The 15,888-nt window shown below is 57.7% G+C and carries 13 protein-coding genes and 1 pseudogene; 6 read left to right on the top strand and 8 right to left on the bottom strand.

Annotated features, from left to right (window positions below; translation table 11 throughout):
- On the bottom strand, nt 1–2,028 hold a 2,028-nt coding region (locus Q0C28_RS08190), incomplete at its 3' end, for a DNA polymerase (protein ID WP_293574677.1).
- 202 nt (nt 2,029–2,230) lie between these two features.
- A complete protein-coding gene (locus Q0C28_RS08185; protein WP_293574675.1) occupies nt 2,231–2,413 on the bottom strand; it encodes a zinc-finger domain-containing protein in 183 nt (60 codons plus the stop codon).
- A gap of 71 nt (nt 2,414–2,484) precedes the next feature.
- Here Q0C28_RS08185 and Q0C28_RS08180 point away from each other — a divergent pair, with 71 nt between their 5' ends.
- A complete protein-coding gene (locus Q0C28_RS08180; RefSeq protein WP_293574673.1) occupies nt 2,485–3,417 on the top strand; it encodes an ABC transporter ATP-binding protein in 933 nt (310 codons plus the stop codon).
- 6 nt (nt 3,418–3,423) lie between these two features.
- Here Q0C28_RS08180 and Q0C28_RS08175 read toward each other — a convergent pair whose 3' ends face one another.
- From Q0C28_RS08175 to Q0C28_RS08165, 3 genes are all read right to left on the bottom strand, one after another.
- Nucleotides 3,424–3,801 carry a hypothetical protein gene (locus tag Q0C28_RS08175; RefSeq protein ID WP_293574671.1) on the bottom strand — a complete coding sequence of 126 codons (378 nt, stop codon included), beginning with the start codon at nt 3,799–3,801 and terminating at the stop codon, nt 3,424–3,426.
- A gap of 37 nt (nt 3,802–3,838) precedes the next feature.
- Nucleotides 3,839–4,612 (bottom strand): DUF6478 family protein, encoded by a 774-nt coding sequence (locus Q0C28_RS08170; protein WP_293574669.1) that lies wholly within the window; start codon nt 4,610–4,612, stop codon nt 3,839–3,841.
- Nucleotides 4,613–4,765: 153 nt separating this feature from the next.
- A complete protein-coding gene (locus tag Q0C28_RS08165; RefSeq protein ID WP_293574667.1) occupies nt 4,766–5,371 on the bottom strand; it encodes a hypothetical protein in 606 nt (201 codons plus the stop codon).
- Between the two features lie 374 nt (nt 5,372–5,745).
- On the opposite strand from Q0C28_RS08165, the gene Q0C28_RS08160 reads away from it, so the two are divergent.
- From Q0C28_RS08160 to Q0C28_RS08145, 4 genes are all read left to right on the top strand, one after another.
- Nucleotides 5,746–8,868, top strand: coding sequence for an ABC transporter transmembrane domain-containing protein (locus Q0C28_RS08160; protein ID WP_293574665.1), 3,123 nt, complete (start codon nt 5,746–5,748; stop codon nt 8,866–8,868).
- Nucleotides 8,858–9,769 carry a type II CAAX endopeptidase family protein gene (locus tag Q0C28_RS08155; RefSeq protein ID WP_293574663.1) on the top strand — a complete coding sequence of 304 codons (912 nt, stop codon included), beginning with the start codon at nt 8,858–8,860 and terminating at the stop codon, nt 9,767–9,769. Before Q0C28_RS08160 ends, Q0C28_RS08155 begins: the two co-directional genes overlap by 11 nt.
- 61 nt (nt 9,770–9,830) lie before the next feature.
- Entirely contained in the window at nt 9,831–10,787 is a 957-nt protein-coding gene (accD, locus tag Q0C28_RS08150) for an acetyl-CoA carboxylase, carboxyltransferase subunit beta (protein WP_293574661.1), read from the top strand.
- A gap of 88 nt (nt 10,788–10,875) precedes the next feature.
- Nucleotides 10,876–12,144: a folylpolyglutamate synthase/dihydrofolate synthase family protein gene (locus Q0C28_RS08145; protein WP_293574660.1), complete on the top strand. Its 1,269-nt coding sequence runs from the start codon at nt 10,876–10,878 to the stop codon at nt 12,142–12,144.
- A gap of 167 nt (nt 12,145–12,311) precedes the next feature.
- Here the strand turns inward: Q0C28_RS08145 and zapE are convergent, their stop codons facing one another.
- The gene (gene zapE / locus Q0C28_RS08140) at nt 12,312–13,382 is read right to left on the bottom strand and encodes a cell division protein ZapE (protein ID WP_293574659.1); all 1,071 of its coding nucleotides are present in this window, start codon (nt 13,380–13,382) and stop codon (nt 12,312–12,314) included.
- A 158-nt stretch (nt 13,383–13,540) separates the two neighbouring features.
- Here zapE and Q0C28_RS08135 point away from each other — a divergent pair, with 158 nt between their 5' ends.
- Complete coding sequence (locus tag Q0C28_RS08135; protein ID WP_293574657.1) at nt 13,541–14,779, top strand: MFS transporter; 1,239 nt, start codon at nt 13,541–13,543, stop codon at nt 14,777–14,779.
- A gap of 23 nt (nt 14,780–14,802) precedes the next feature.
- Here Q0C28_RS08135 and Q0C28_RS08130 read toward each other — a convergent pair whose 3' ends face one another.
- Nucleotides 14,803–15,723: an NAD(P)-binding domain-containing protein gene (locus tag Q0C28_RS08130; RefSeq protein ID WP_293574656.1), complete on the bottom strand. Its 921-nt coding sequence runs from the start codon at nt 15,721–15,723 to the stop codon at nt 14,803–14,805.
- 36 nt (nt 15,724–15,759) lie between these two features.
- Nucleotides 15,760–15,888 (bottom strand): annotated as a pseudogene (locus Q0C28_RS17755) (IS630 family transposase); the annotation flags it as partial.

The following is a 15,888-nucleotide window of genomic DNA, read 5'->3' as shown; positions in this document are numbered from 1 at the left end:
GTGCACCCGCCCGGTTTCCGGATTGATGTGATCCTGCAATGCGTCGGTGTAGGTGGATTTCAGTTTTGACAGTTGGCGCCAATCCAACACCCGTGCCGGCAGGTCGTGTTCGGTCGCCAGATCTTCGAGGATATCCGCCCCTGTTGCGTAGGCCCCTGTCTTGCCCTTCTTGCCGCCTTCGAGGCCCATTTTGTCAAACAGGATCTCGCCCAGTTGTTTGGGGGAGCCGACATTGAAGGTCTCGCCAGCCAATTCGTGGATTTCGGCCTCCAGCCCCGCCATTTTCTGGGCAAAGGCATTGGACATGCGAGAAAGGGTGTCGCGGTCGACCTTGATCCCTTCGCGCTCCATTTTGGCAAGCACTGGCGACAGCGGGCGTTCCAGCGTTTCATAGACCGTCGTAACCTGTTGCTGGTGCAGCTGCGGTTTGAACAGTTTCCAAAGACGCAGGGTGATATCCGCATCCTCCGCCGCATAAGGTGTGGCATCGGCGATGGGCACACGGTCAAAGGTGATGGCCGATTTGCCGGTACCCAGCAGGCTTTTGATCGGGATGGGCGTGTGGTTCAGATACCGTTCTGACAGCGTGTCCATGCCATGACCATGCAGCCCTGCGAACAGTGCGTATGATAGAAGCATCGTGTCATCATACGGCGCAACGGTGATCCCATCGGGTCGGGTGGCGCTGTGCTGACGCCGGAAGATCTTGGCATCATATTTCATGTTTTGCCCGATCTTCAGGATCGCTTCATCTTCCAGCAGGGGGCGCAGCATCTCTAGAGCGAGGTCGAGATCCATCTGATCCGCGGCCAAAGCATCGGAGCCAAACAGATCGTCACTGCTGCTTTCCGCTTTGTGGGTCAGTGGGATGTAACAAGCCGCGCCAGGTTCAACCGCCAGGGAGATCCCAACCAGATCCGCGGTCATATCATCCAACCCAGTGGTTTCGGTGTCTATGGCCACCCAGCCCCGGTGTTGGATCAGGTCAATCCAGCGCTGCAGGGCTTCTGCGTCGCGGACACATTCGTAAGCCGTTGCATCAAACGGAAGGTCCGCGGCGGAGGGTACATCTGCGGGCTCTCCGGTGTTGGCGTTTTGTGCCATCGGTGCATCCGCGATGGTCGGCGCCTCTTTCCCGAGCTGATCTGCCACCCGTTTGGACAGCGTGCGGAATTCCATTTCCGCCAAGAAGCCGAGCAATTTGTCGCCATCCGGATCGCGAACGCCCAGATCATCCAACGTGAAGTCGAGCTGCATATTCTCGTCCAGTTGGACCAGTTTTTTGGAGAGTTCGATCTGCTCTCGTTTTTCGATCAGGGTTTGGCGGCGCTTGGGCTGTTTGATCTCCTCGGCGCGGTCCAACAATTCTTCGAGAGAGCCGTATTCGTTGATCAGCAGGGCCGCGGTTTTGATGCCGATGCCGGGCGCGCCGGGCACGTTGTCAACGGAATCTCCAGCCAGCGCCTGCACGTCAACAACGCGGTTGGGACCGACGCCAAACTTCTCGACGACCCCGTCGGTGTCGATCCGTTTGTTTTTCATCGGGTCGAGCATTTCGACGCCATCACCAACAAGCTGCATCAAATCCTTATCGGAGGAGAGGATCGTGACCCGGCCCCCTGCAGCACGGGCTTGGCAGGCCAGTGTTGCCATGATGTCATCCGCCTCAAACCCTTCCATTTCCTTGCAGGCGATATTGAACGCTTCGGTCGCGGTGCGGGTCAGCGGGATCTGCGGGCGCAGATCTTCGGGCATAGCTTCGCGATTGGCTTTGTACTGATCATAAAGATCGTTGCGGAAGGTATGCGATCCCTTATCGAAAATCACGGCAACATGCGTGGGGGCGTCGGGGCCGGTGTTGCCCTCCACGTAACGGTGCAACATGTTGCAGAAACCGGAAACAGCCCCGATGGGTAAGCCATCGGATTTACGGGTCAACGGCGGCAGCGCATGGTAGGCGCGAAAGATATAGGCCGATCCGTCGATCAGGTGCAGATGGCAGCCCTTGCCGAAAGGTGTGTTGGTCATCGCCGATGCTCCGGGTGTTGCGCGTTGGCCCCCGTTATCGGTGATCAGAGAGATGAGGGCAATTGCCCATTCTGCCCAAGACGTGTCCTGGGCAAATGCGCCCTGGCATTATGGGCCAATTGCGGCGCCGAGAGGGCGGGTTGCTGCGGTGTCAAACAGCCTAGCCCCTGCGGCCCACGCGCTCTGCCCTAGGTTCTAAGCCTTAGTTGACGGTGTCGGCAAAGTCTTTGTGGATGTATTTGCAGTCGCAATAGGGACATTCGACAAAGCCTTCTTGTTCCGGGATCTGCAAATAGACCCGCGGATGCCCCAATGCCCCTTCGCTGCCGTCGCATGCAACGCGGTAGCTGTCCACGATCTTGGTTTCGGGCGCTTCGATGGTCATCACTGGCGGTCCTTCTGGTTATCGGTTAGGGGCTGTTATGAGCCATGGGAAAACCGGGGGCAAGAGTTGCGATGACAGAGGATGCAATCCGTATAGAAGGTTTGCGGAAAACCTATAAGGGCCGCAAGGGTCAGCCAGCCAAAGATGCGTTGAAGGGCGTGGACCTCGTCATCCCGCGTGGATCCGTGTTTGGTCTGCTCGGCCCCAATGGGGCTGGCAAATCAACGATGATCAATATTCTTGCCGGCTTGGTGCTGAAAACCGCTGGCAAAGTGACGATTTGGGGATTTGATCAAGATGCCAATCCGCGGCAATCCCGCGCCGCGATCGGTGTTATGCCGCAAGAATTGAACCTCGACCCCTTCTTCACCCCACGCGGTGCGTTGGAGGTGCAGGCCGGCCTCTATGGTGTGCCGAAGGCAGAGCGTCGCAGCGATCAGATTTTGGAGATGGTGGGGCTATCTGATAAGGCGCACGCTTACGCGCGCACCCTGTCCGGTGGGATGCAGCGGCGGTTGCTGTTGGGCAAAGCTCTGGTGCATCACCCCCATATCCTGGTTTTGGATGAGCCGACAGCGGGCGTCGATATCGAACTCCGGCAGATGCTCTGGGAAAACATCCGCAAGCTGAACGCGCAGGGCATGACAATCATCCTGACCACACATTACCTCGAAGAGGCAGAAGAGATGTGTGATGAAATCGCAATCATCAGCGAAGGCAGCCTGGTAGCCCGTGACACCACGGCCAATCTGTTGGGCCGTCTCGACTCAAAGGCTATGGTCGTTCATCCCGCGCAACCCGTGGTCCAGCTGCCGCAGGCGGAAGGGATTGTTGCCGAGCTGCGAGAGGACGGCGCCGTGGTCGTGCGCTATCACAGCAAGCAAACCTCTGCTGATGACGTGCTCGCAGCGGTTCACAGCGCAGGTATTTCGATCCGTGATGTCAAAACCGAAGAGGCGGATTTGGAAGACGTGTTCCTGGCGATCACCAAATCGCGCGGCTGATCGGGCCTAGCGTGTTTCGACACAATGGCGGCGAAATGCCCGTTTCAGCATATCCAGTTCTGCGCGCAGCAAATCCATCTCGACACGCAGATCCGCCGCACTGGGTTCGCCACAGACCAGGCTGAAATCCCCCAGCTTGTCGCCGCTGGTGCGTTCATGGATGACAATCGTTTGGACACCTTCGCGGATCAGTTCCGTCGGGATCGGTATGGCCAATCGCCATTCGCCTTCGGTTTCGGTCCCTTCAAGGATGACATCGCTGAGCAGGCGATCCAGGTGGCGGGCTTCGATTTGCGGCGGATGTTCAGCGGCGGGGTCGCCAACCACCCGGCCTTCCCATTGGGCGTTTTCAAATCGTGTCTGGTGAAGCTGTAGTGCGCTCATACTGTGTCGGCTCCGGATGGCGGCTGCTGTGTCTCATTCATAGATGCGCGCGCAGGCTGCGAGACAAGGTGAGGTCGCGAACGGTGATCTGGTTCATATCAGGGGCTTCAAAGATCAGGTCGAGCCAAATCCGTTCGATGCGTTTGTCGTTCATTTCCATATAGGCCAGGTCGTATTCGACATGACAAAGAAGCGTGTCTGAATGCGTTTCCAGCGGTATTTCCCGCACCAGCTGCGCTGTGTTTGGCCCATTCTTGATGTTCAACCGCGCAAAAATCTCCAGTGGGTGTTCACAGTCGATCGCGCAATCTACACGGATCAAATGATCACGCGTCAGCCCGGCCAGGGCCTCTGCTGGAAAGTCGACAACAAGCGACAGAAAAGAGCCTTCGAAACGGAACACATCCAACCGCATCGCAAAGGGTGCGAGATCGGATGGGCGTGTGTTCCTGACCTGACGAAAGGTGATTTCCCGCATGTTGCAATCGTGGAACAATTGCACATCGTCATCCAACCGCGTCTTGCTGGCTGCAGCGGCGATACCGTGACGTGGGGCCGATCTGCGCCATAATCCTGGTCGCCAGGCCCAATCGGTTCCGTGCGTGCGCGGAAATTGTGTCGAGCCCTCCATGGGGAGGGTCAAACGCTTGTCTGCCGCGCGCAACACAAGGGCCAATTGCCGTTGCAGGGCTTGGGCTCGGCTGCGTTGTACGCGCAAACGCGCCAATGGGGCATCCGGTGCTTGCGCTGCAATTTTGCGCCACCGCGACAACACCCGATTGAACAGAAGCTTATCCGTGATCCTGCCCATTGACGCTTTCCTCTGAGGCCCGCCAGTGTTGCCTTGGGCCATGCCTGTTGGTGTTCACGCCACCGATCTTGGGAGAACAATAGTCCAGGATGCGGGGCAGGGTAACCCCGTTTCACCCGTGGTTTATGTCCGGCACAATACTGGCTGCGCCTATCAGTTCTGTTCGGGTGAGGTCGGCAGATCGGCCGTAACGGACGCTTCGAGGGTTTTTGCCGTCAGCTCGTTCAGCAGCATTGCACCTCGATTGCCAAGGTTGCGGCTGCGTTGCGGTGCATAAAGCGCCACTGCAACCAGTTGTTCATTCAGCACGAAAGCGCCGCGCCAATGCGTCGGGCTCGCGCCGCGGGCGCGATGACTTGGCATATCCAACTTCACCAAAGGCAGCATCAGGTCTTCGCGGGTTTGCAGCAGTTTGGCACCGGGCGCGTTGGCAAGAATTTCATCCCCGGTCAGCGCGGCTGTTGGGGCATCGGCTGGTCCAACCGCAACGGTGATTAGCGCGCGATTTCGACTTGCCCGCTGACGCTCCGCAAAGCTCTGCTCGGCCGCATCGTCCAGGCTCAGGCTGTTGCAGGGCACGAGGATGGCAAAGCCACCTTCGGACCGGTGGCCCGTCATTTGCGGGTCAATGCAAAACCCCGCTGGCGGGACCAGATGAATGGACCCTTCGGCAAAACTCATCCGCGTGAATTCTGGCGGGTATGCCTTCGACGCGGATCCGGTCTCGTTGGGGGTGCTGCAGGCGGCGGTCAAGGCCATCGCAGCACCAAAAGTGGCGCGCCGTATCCAACGAAGATTTGCAGGAGTGCACGCGCCCCGTGCGCGTCTGTTGCCCAACCAAAGTGATCCCAAACCCTTGGCCAGCGTTGTCTTTGCGGCCGCTAGGGATCGATGGCTGCGGTTTTGGCAAAAACCGCCTATTTCTAAGTCTTTTTCGCGTGTCACGATGAGTTTTGCCTGCTGTCTGATTTTTCAGGAGGGATAGTGCGCTTGGCCTGTCACGGCAAGCGCCTCGCGGAAAAGTAGGGTGGGTGTTGCCTTGTAATGAACAGGTGCAGTGCTTAACGTCTGTTGCCTGCAAATCGGGCTTTTGCCTGTGCGGTACTTCTTCGACACTTGAAAAGGACCAGGGGATGCATTCCACCCTGTTTTCATTCATCTGGGCTTTTTCCCGGCGCCAGCAATTTGGTCTGTTGGCCCTGACGCTTGCGACGTTCCCTTTTCTATATGCCACTTTGGAACTGCCGAAACGCATTATCAACGATGCGATTGGAGCGCCGGACAGCCAGATTCAGATCTGGACGATGGAGCTGAGCCAGATCGATTATCTGCTCATCCTCTGCTTTGCGTTTTTGGCGGCTGTGTTGATCGGCGGGTTGCTGAAAATGCGGCTCAACACGATGAAAGGGATTGTGGCAGAGCGTTTGCTGCGGCGGCTTCGGTTTACGTTGATAAACCGCATGTTGCGGTTTCCAGCCCCCTATTTTCAAAGCACAGGCCAAGGCGAGATGGTTTCGATGATCACCGCCGAGTCCGAGCCGATGGGTGGGCTGATGGGTGATGCGATTGCGCAGCCTGTCTTCCAGGCCGGCCAGATGCTGACCATTCTGGTGTTCCTGTTCATGCAGAGTGTCTGGTTCGGACTGGCGTCGATAGCGTTGATCCCTTTGCAGGCGTGGCTGATCCCGATGCTGCAGCGCCAGATCAACCTGTTGAACAAAGACCGCATCCAAGAGGTGCGATCGCTGTCATCTGAGATCGGAGAAACGGTCGCGGGTATCAGCGATTTGCGCATCAATGGGGGGCGCCGCTACCGGCTTGCCCAGATTTCTGCGCGGTTGGGGCGGTTGTTTGATATCCGCAGGCGCATCTACAACAAGAAGTTCTTTATGAAGTTCTTGAACAACATGATCGGCCATATGACCCCGTTCCTGTTCTACTCTGTTGGGGGTGTTCTGGCGATCCGGGGCGATATCACGGTTGGTGCATTGGTCGCTGCTTTGGCCGCCTACAAGGATCTGTCCAACCCGTGGCGGGAGCTGCTGACCTATTACAACCAGTTGCAGGATATGGGGGTGCGCTGGTCAGTGATGATCGAGCGGTTTGCCCCAAAGGGTATGATTGATGAGGCGCTGTTCGAAGATACACCAGATCTGGTGCCTCATCTGCACGGTGCCATTGAGTTCCGCGATGTGTCGGTGCGCGATGGAGAAGGCAATATGGTTCTGGAAGATCTGAACCTGACCATTCCAGAGGGCAGCCGGGTTGCGATCCAAATCACCAACGAAGCGGAACGGGCGGCCTTCGCGGCCCTGTTGACCCGAGAGGTAATGCCAGCGCGTGGGACTGTGACGATTGCGGGGCACAGATTGGAGCAGCTGCATCAGGGGGTCATCGCTGCCCGTATCGGCTATGCCTACTCGCGCCCTTATCTGTTCAATGGATCCCTTGGCGATAATGTGTTGATGCCCCTGCGGGACCAACCTCATTTTGGTAACAACACCACGTCACGCAAAGACAGCCGCGTCATGGCAGAGGCCTGTCGGGCAGGTAACAGCCCGGATCCTCTGGCGGCGGATTGGATCAACCCCGCTCTCGCCGGGCTCCAGTCCGAGGGCGAGTTGCGGGATTGGTGGTTTGATCTGATCCAGGCGATGGGTATCGATGAGCAACTGTTCCGGCGAACGCTGCATACCCGGTTTCAGATCGATTCCCATCTTGGTCTGGTTCAGCAGATTGTCGCCCTGCGTCCTGTCATTGCAGAGCGGTTGCAGGCGGCGGGGCTGTCTGATCTTGTGCATCGCTTCGAGCCTGATCAATTCAACCCGGCTGTGCCGCTCGGCGGCAACATGCTGTTTGCGGCGCCCAGCCGGGCGATTGCCCCTGAAGAGCTGATCGCAGCCGATGGTCCGATCATGACGGCGCTGCGCGACAACGGCTTGCAGGACGATGTCATCGCATTTGGCCTGCGTGTGATGGAAACGCTGCAGCAGACATTTGGGACGGACAATACCGATCATCCGCTGTTCAAACGGCTCGGCCTTGATGATGAGCTGTACGAGCGGATTGTTGCTGTTGTGGATCGCCACAGCAGCCACAGTTTGTCTGCTTTGGGAGAGGCGGAGCGGGTGCTGCTGGCATCAGTGCCGTTTCTCATTTCTGAAGAGCAGATCGGGACACCGTTCCCATCCGAGTTCAAGGAACAAATTCTATACATTCGCCGCAACAGCGGGCCCGCGCTGCAGCAGCAGTTGGGAGACCTGTTTGTGCCGATCTCCACAGACGGCTACTTTCCTAGGCTCACCATTTTGGAAAACATCTTGTTCGGTCGGTTGTCGCTGACCGCTGGATCAAAGGCTCAGGTGGTGGAAGATCTCGTTGCCGATGTTTTGGAACAGCATGATCTGCGCAAGCGTCTGGCGTTGATCCTGTATGACTTGCCCGCGGGCATTGGCGGGGCGGCATTGGATCCGGTGTTTCAGGAACGTGCCGCCTTTACCCGTGCTGCGATCAAACGCCCTGATATTTTGATCTTGGATCACGCTTTGGCCAGCCATGATAGCGAAAGCCGACTCAAGGCGCGGGAACGCCTGGCTGCACTGCTGCCATCCTCCACGCTTTTGTTTTTGGAAAATTCCTTCAACCACCCGGAACGATACGATCTGTTTGTGAAGATCGAAAACGGGCGCATCGGCGATGTGGCTGGCGCCCGTCCAAAACCACAGCAGAAAATTGGCAGCAGCGATTTTGCCAAACGGCTTGAGGCGATCCAGAATTGCGATCTCTTTTCCCGCCTGGATAGCCGCAACCAGCGCCTGCTGGCATTTACGGCGCGCTGGCATACGGTGGACACGGGAGAGTTTGTGTTTCGCAGCGGAGATCCGGGGGATGCCGTCTTTTTGTGCATCGATGGACGTGCCCATATGCAGTGGCCTGAGACGTCCGCCGGGTCGGAGCCGATTTCGGTAATTGAGCCGGGTCGGGTGATTGGTGACCTGGCGGTTATTCTGAAAGATCTGAGAAAACTGGATTTGGTTGCAGCGGAGCCATGCCGGTTTTTGCGGATCGGTGCGCAGGAGTACCGCGAGGTGATCGGATCGGATGCCAATGTGGCGATGCAGTTGCTTGAAACAGTGGCCGGCCATCTGCTCGAGGCGGCCGGTGCGATCCAGGCCGCAGATCAAAGCAAAGCTGCGCTGGGCGGCGCGCAGGCGCGTTTGACGCCGTCGAATGGGATGCAAACCAGTGTTCAGTAGCCAGCCATATGCCGCCCAGACCGAGCAGTTGCATGTGTTGCGCGGCCACGATCAAATCTGGCGTCTTGTTATCGGATTGGCGGTGATCGCAATCGTCAGTCTTGGCCTGACGGCTGCGTTTTTCTTTGTAATTGCCCGCAGCGGGCCTCGGTCTTTGGTCGGTGCGCTTGTAGATGGGTCCTCACCAGTTGCAGTGTTGATCTTGCTTGGAAGCTTTGCTGCCATCTGGCTGGGTGTCCTGGCCACGATCAGGTGGCTGCATCGCAGGCCTGTCGGAGTTCTGATTGGCCCGCGGGCCATTGCTGTGCGTCACTTTTTGACTGTGTGCGTTGCGTTTGCACTGCTGTCTGCGGTGCTGACTATCGCGGCACTGGTGTCGGGATATGCGCCAGCTAGCCTGGTAAACCAGCCCTTGACCCTGCACACTGAACCCGCTCTCTGGCTGATGTTGCTGCCATTGGCCCTGTTGTGTCTGTTTGTTCAAATCAGCGCCGAAGAGCTGTTGTTTCGCGGCTATCTGCAGCGGTTGCTTGCAGTGCGTTTCCGCACGCCTTTGGTCTGGCTGGTGTTGCCGTCGGTTGTGTTTGGCCTCTTGCACTATGACCCGGCAAACGCCGGTGAGAATGCGGGCCTGATTGCGCTATGGGCGGGGGGGGTCGGGCTTTTGATGGCAGATCTTACGGCCAGAACGGGCAGCCTGGGCGCGGCCTGCGCTGTTCACTTTGTCAACAATGTGATTGCGATCCTTGTTTTCGGCTCTCCCACGACCCTGTCGGGATTGGCGCTGTTTCTTCTGCCCTATGAGCTGTCTGATCCGGTCGCCATGCAGCAGATGCTCTGGCTGGACCTTGGCTTTATCTTCTGCGGGTGGGGTCTTGCTCGTATCGTCTTGCGGCGCTGATTGCATTTATTGACGCAGGGTCTTATTTGAGGATGCAAACGCCCCGACAAAGGCATGGCAAATGAACTGGATTACCAACTACGTCCGGCCACGGATCAACTCGATCTTCTCGCGCCGCGAAGTTCCTGAGAACCTCTGGCACAAATGCAGTGAATGCGGCACGATGCTGTTTCACCGTGAGCTGAGCGAAAACCTGAATGTCTGCAACAACTGTGGACACCACATGCACATCTCACCCAGAGCTCGGTTTGAAGCGCTGTTTGATGGTGGTGTGTTCACCGAAGTTGCCGTGCCTGAGCCGCTTGCTGATCCGCTGAAGTTCAAAGATCAGAAAAAATACCCCGACCGGATGAAAGCGGCGCAACGCAAGGCGAACGAACAGGAAGCCATGCTTGTTGCTGCCGGGGAAATGGGGCGCACACCAATTGTTGCTGCTGCCCAGGACTTTTCTTTCATGGGCGGATCCATGGGGATGTATGTCGGCAATGCGATTATCGCAGCGGCAGAAGAGGCCGTTAAGCTGGGTCGCCCTTTGATCCTCTTTTCTGCCGCAGGTGGCGCGCGGATGCAGGAGGGGATCCTGTCCCTGATGCAAATGCCGCGCACCACTGTTGCGGTGCAGATGCTGAAAGAGGCTGGCCTTCCCTACATCGTGGTCCTGACCCATCCCACGACCGGCGGTGTGACGGCCTCTTATGCGATGCTGGGGGACGTGCATATCTCGGAACCCAACGCCCTGATCTGCTTTGCGGGTCCGCGGGTCATCGAACAGACCATCCGTGAAAAACTGCCCGAGGGGTTTCAGCGGGCAGAGTACCTGCTGGACCACGGGATGCTGGACCGGGTCACGCCACGCACCGAGATGCGCAAAGAGCTTGTGACCATTACGCGCCTGCTGATGGGACTGCCGCCACAAATCGTCGGTGATCTGCCCGCGCCGGACGCGGAGAGTGCCGAGCAGCCCGACACAGCCGCAGATGCGCAAGCACCTGCCGCTCCTGCGAAGGCAGAGGGCTAACCCCTGCCATAGACATCAGGCTGGTCGTTCCGCCATCGGAACGGCCGCCACTAGTCCCAGATCCCTCCCAGCCTGTCAGAGACCTTTGATGCCACAGACCTCCGATGTGATTTTGGCCCGCATGATGGCCCTTCACCCAAAGATTATTGATCTGACGCTTGATCGGGTCTGGCGCCTGCTCGCCGCTCTCGACAATCCCCAGGACAAGCTGCCGCCGGTCATTCATATCGCAGGGACCAATGGCAAAGGTTCGACGCAATCAATGATCCGGGCAGGCTTGGAAGGGATGGGGAAATCAGTCCATGCCTATACCTCGCCGCATCTTGCCCGGTTTCATGAACGGATCCGTCTTGCGGGTGAATTGATCTCCGAGGCGCATCTCACCGAGGTTCTGGATGAATGCTACAGTGCCAACGGGACGGCGGATATTACCTATTTTGAAATCACCACCGTTGCGGGCCTGCTGGCCTTTTCGCGCACCGCGGCAGACTACACCCTGCTCGAGGTTGGCCTTGGCGGGCGGCTGGATGCGACCAATGTGATCACTCCTGAGCTTTCGGTCATCACGCCTGTGTCGATCGATCATGAACAGTTTCTGGGCAATACAATCGCCAAGATCGCAGCGGAAAAGGCAGGCATCATCAAACGGGGCGTGCCGGTCGTCGTGGGACCGCAGCAGGACGCCGCGATGGGGGTGATCGAAGCCACCGCTGCCCGTCTTGGGGCGCCGGTCATCGCTTATGGGCAACACTGGCATGTGCAGGAAGAGCGCGGTCGGCTTGTGTTCCAGGATGAACAGGGGCTGTTGGATCTGCCACTGCCCGCTTTGCTTGGGGCACATCAGGTGCAAAATGCTGGCGCGGCCCTGGCGGCTCTGCGTCACCTCGGGGCGGATGAAACCGCATGCGAAGCAGCCATGGTCAATGCCGAATGGCCCGCGCGCATGCAGCGACTGAAACACGGCCCGCTGGTTGAGGCCGCCGGAACCGGCGAACTCTGGCTGGATGGGGGCCACAACGCTGCAGCAGGTGTCGCGCTGGCGCAAGTCCTGGCAACATTGCCAAAACGTCCAACGCATCTGATCTGTGGCATGCTGAACACCAAAGATGTGACAGGCTACATGGCGCCTTTGGCGCAGCAGGCTGACAGCCTCACCGCGATCTCCATTCCCGATGAAATCAACACCCTAAGCGCCGAAGAAACCCGTTCCGCGGCAGAGGCGGTTGGTTTGACCGCCACAACAGCTGCAAATGCTTTGGAGGCGCTGCAGTCAATCGTGGCTAAGGAACCTGCCGCGCGGGTTTTGATTTGCGGATCCCTTTATCTCGCGGGTCATGTCCTGCAAGACAACGGCTAAGCTGTTTCCAATACTGTAAGCTCGGGTAAACCATTTGAACAATCAATGGGTTGCCCTGGTGGCGCAGCCTGATGTCTGCCATCTGCGCGACGGCCCCGCTCACCTTTCCCAAAATACTCCGGGGGTGAGAAAGCATCGCTTTCGAGGGGGCAGAGCCCCCAGCTGCGTCAGCTGTCTTGCCCCCAGCTCTGATCCTGCATTTCCCGCAGCCGCGATGCTGTCCGTTCAAATTCAAACGTCCCTTCACCCTCCACATAGAGCATTTCCGGCTGTGCGGCGGCAGAGCAGATGAGCCGCACTTTTGCCTCGTAGAGCGCGTCCACCAGCGTCACAAAGCGTTTTGCTTCATTAAAATTATTGCGTGAAAGGCGCGGGATGTCTTCGAGCACCAGCACCTTCACCGCCTCTGCGATGGCCAGGTAGTCACCCGGACCCAGCATCTTGCCGCAGAGCTCATAAAATGTTGCCCGGGCAACGCCATTGCGAAAGGCTGGCAAAACAACCTCGCGACCAGTGACCTCCAATGTCAGCGGTTGGGCAGCGCCGCCTGTAAGATCCTCCCAGACAGATTGGATCTGAGCCCGTGCAGATGCGTCGATGGGGGCGAAATACACCGGGGCGCCAGTCAGCCGGTCTTGGCGATAGTCGACGGGGCTGACCATTTCATGGATGTCGATCTGATCTTTCATCAACTCGATGAAAGGCACGAACAGCTGCCTGTTTAACCCGTTTTTATAAAGATCATCGGGCGGCCTATTGGATGTGGTGATTACTGTCACCCCGGCGTCAAACAGCGCTTCGAACAGGCGGCCGACAATCATTGCATCGGTGATATCGATGATCTGCATTTCATCAAATGCCAGCAAACGCACTTGATCTGCCACCGCTTTTGCAACCGGTGCGAGGGCGTCCTCGATGCCATCTTGCCGCGCCTTATGCATTTTGGCGTGGATTTCCTGCATGAAGGCGTGGAAATGCACGCGCCGGGCGGGCACGTCCGGAAGGCTTTCCACGAAGAGATCCATCAGCATGGATTTTCCGCGGCCAACGCCCCCCCACAGATAGAGCCCGCGCACTGGTGCATGGCTGGCCTTGCGAAACAGGCCCCGCTTGACTGGCGGAGCCATGAGCCCCTCTGCAATGCGATCGAAATGAGGCAATACCGCCTGTTGAGCGGCATCGGGCTTTAGCTGGCCGGAGTCGATCTTGTGCTGATAAATCGTGCTCATATGGGTCATGCGGAAGGGATAGCGCGCTGGCCCTGCGATGGAAAGGTGGCGACGGGTCCGTTGCTGCTCTGCCAGATCACATTTGTTTAACGCTGCGGTAAAAAATCCTGATTTGACCCATGGAGACAAGTTCGAAAAAGTAGCCAGGTTGATTAGGAGAGCCAGACATGAACCGCGCAGCCCCTTTGTTTTCGCCCGTCTTGATTGTCGGATGCGTCATCATCATGGTCAGCTTTGCGGTGCGCGCGTCGTTCGGGGTGTTTCAAATTCCAATCGCGGATGAGTTCGGATGGTTGCGGTCGGAGTTTTCACTGGCCATCGCCATCCAAAACCTGGCTTGGGGGATTGGGCAGCCCATTTTTGGGGCAATCGCCGAGAAGATTGGCGACCGCAAAGCCATTATCATCGGCGCCATCGTCTATGCTGCGGGTCTCGTGCTCAGCTCCGCTGCGACCACGCCCTTTGAAATGCAGGCCTATGAATGGCTCGTTGGCTTTGGTGTCGCGGGGACTGGCTTTGGTGTTGTTTTGGCTGTGGTTGGCCGTGCAAGCTCGGATGAAAACCGATCCATGTCGCTCGCAATCGTCACTGCTGCTGGCTCTGCCGGCCAGATCATCGGGGCGCCGACGGCTGAATTCCTGCTGACCATCATGAGCTGGCAAATGGTGTTCATCGTGTTTGCAGCCAGCGTTCTGGCCTTGATCCTAACCTTGCCTTTGATGCGTGCCCCAGTTTCAGCCACCAAAGCCGAACTGGAGGAGAGCCTGGGCGCGATCCTGATCAAAGCCTTCAAAGATCCAAGTTACACCATGATCTTTCTGGGTTTCTTTAGCTGTGGCTATCAGCTGGCTTTCATTACCGCCCATTTTCCGGCGTTCGTGACCGAAATGTGCGGGCCCATCCTGCCAGGTGGGGTGCTGCATTCCATGGGGGTCACGACCACCTCGGCGCTTGGGGCTATTGCGATTTCGCTGATTGGCGCTGCAAATGTCGGTGGGACGCTGTTTGCCGGATATCTCGGCAAGCGCTACAGCAAGAAATATCTGCTGGCTGGTATCTACACCGCCCGTACGATTGTGGCTGCTGTGTTCATCCTCCTGCCGATCACGCCGATATCTGTTGTGATCTTCTCAGTTGTGATGGGGTCGCTCTGGCTGGCAACCGTTCCACTGACATCAGGTCTGGTGGCCCATATCTATGGCTTGCGCTACATGGGCACGCTCTATGGCATTGTCTTCTTCAGCCACCAGGTTGGCGGCTTCCTCGGTGTTTGGCTGGGTGGGCGCATGTATGACATTTATGGCGACTACACCCTGGTTTGGTGGATTGGCGTCGGCGTTGGGGCGTTCAGCGCGCTGGTTCATCTGCCCATTCGCGAACGCCCCCTGGCGGCTGCAGCTACCTGAGCGCCGCGGGGGCGACGCGACACTCACCGCGTTTGGGACCAACGATCCAGAATGTGTCGGCTGGTCATCAGATCCAGATGCGCGCCGCCGCCATTCTTGAACAGGGTGATCTGCGCAGGATCATATTCTGGAAAGCTCTCGAGATTGTAGAAGTCCGCCCGGACATCCTCGGCCACGATGGTGCCTTCTGCGATGGGGATTTTGAATTCCCCGATGTGATCCAATGTGGTGTCGAAACTGTCGCAATAGATCATGCCGCGTTGCAGGGCAGTGTCATCGGCTTCGCGCATATCTGGCCGGTATGCCCCGATCATGTTCAGGTGCTGGCCAGGTTGTAGCCAATCTCCCTGGATCACAGGTGTGGAGGACATGGTGCAGGTGACAATGATGTCGGCCCGCCGTACAGCCTGTTCCAGATCTGGTTCAACATTGGTGCTGGGATAGGCGGAAGCGAGTGTTTCTGCCTTTGACAGGGTGCGGTTCCAGACGTTGATCTGTGCCGCCGGGTAGCCGGCGGAAAATGCCTCAATCAAAGAGGCTGCAACGGTCCCTGCGCCTACGATCAGGATGGATGTACTGTCCGGATTGGCCAGCCGTAGCGCGCCCAGCAAACTGTCCCCGGCGGTTTTCCATTTGGTGACCAGGTGGAAATCAATCGACGCTTCGAACACGCCCGTCGCATCGTCATAGAGCGACAGGCCACCATTGATCATCGGGATGCCTTGATCTGGGTTGCCCGGAAACACGGTTGCGTTTTTGACAGCGATTCCGAGCCCATCAATCCATGCGGAACGGCTCAGCAGTGTGTCTTTTCCGCGATAGAGGAAACTGTCTGCCACTTCCGCTTTTGGCAATGAATGCCCGGCGGCCAGGGCCTCACAAAAGTCTAGCCAATCAAGGCAGGCCTCACCCTCTGCAAATGGAACGTGTAAAATACCAGTCATTTGAAACTCCCCTATCTATATCGGTCTATACCGCACTCACCCCAAAACCCGAAATTTTTCGTGTGTTATGACCCTGAAGTTGTCTGAGACCTGATCTCGGAATGTTTTCCACTCTTTGGGGATGGTTTCGCGGAAGAATCTCAGGATCGCATCGGCGAATTGCTT

Source organism: Phaeobacter sp., assembly GCF_022825805.1.
Classification (GTDB): domain Bacteria; phylum Pseudomonadota; class Alphaproteobacteria; order Rhodobacterales; family Rhodobacteraceae; genus Phaeobacter.
This window is presented reverse-complemented; position numbering and strand designations above follow the sequence as displayed.

What these genes read in the sequence shown, in the direction of transcription:
- Q0C28_RS08185 (WP_293574675.1), bottom strand. Translation starts at nt 2,413, where the DNA reads ATGACCATCGAAGCGCCCGAAACCAAGATCGTGGACAGCTACCGCGTT.
- Q0C28_RS08180 (WP_293574673.1), top strand. Translation starts at nt 2,485, where the DNA reads ATGACAGAGGATGCAATCCGTATAGAAGGTTTGCGGAAAACCTATAAG.
- Q0C28_RS08175 (WP_293574671.1), bottom strand. Translation starts at nt 3,801, where the DNA reads ATGAGCGCACTACAGCTTCACCAGACACGATTTGAAAACGCCCAATGG.
- Q0C28_RS08170 (WP_293574669.1), bottom strand. Translation starts at nt 4,612, where the DNA reads ATGGGCAGGATCACGGATAAGCTTCTGTTCAATCGGGTGTTGTCGCGG.
- Q0C28_RS08165 (WP_293574667.1), bottom strand. Translation starts at nt 5,371, where the DNA reads ATGGCCTTGACCGCCGCCTGCAGCACCCCCAACGAGACCGGATCCGCG.
- Q0C28_RS08160 (WP_293574665.1), top strand. Translation starts at nt 5,746, where the DNA reads ATGCATTCCACCCTGTTTTCATTCATCTGGGCTTTTTCCCGGCGCCAG.
- accD (WP_293574661.1), top strand. Translation starts at nt 9,831, where the DNA reads ATGAACTGGATTACCAACTACGTCCGGCCACGGATCAACTCGATCTTC.
- Q0C28_RS08145 (WP_293574660.1), top strand. Translation starts at nt 10,876, where the DNA reads ATGCCACAGACCTCCGATGTGATTTTGGCCCGCATGATGGCCCTTCAC.
- zapE (WP_293574659.1), bottom strand. Translation starts at nt 13,382, where the DNA reads ATGACCCATATGAGCACGATTTATCAGCACAAGATCGACTCCGGCCAG.
- Q0C28_RS08135 (WP_293574657.1), top strand. Translation starts at nt 13,541, where the DNA reads ATGAACCGCGCAGCCCCTTTGTTTTCGCCCGTCTTGATTGTCGGATGC.
- Q0C28_RS08130 (WP_293574656.1), bottom strand. Translation starts at nt 15,723, where the DNA reads ATGACTGGTATTTTACACGTTCCATTTGCAGAGGGTGAGGCCTGCCTT.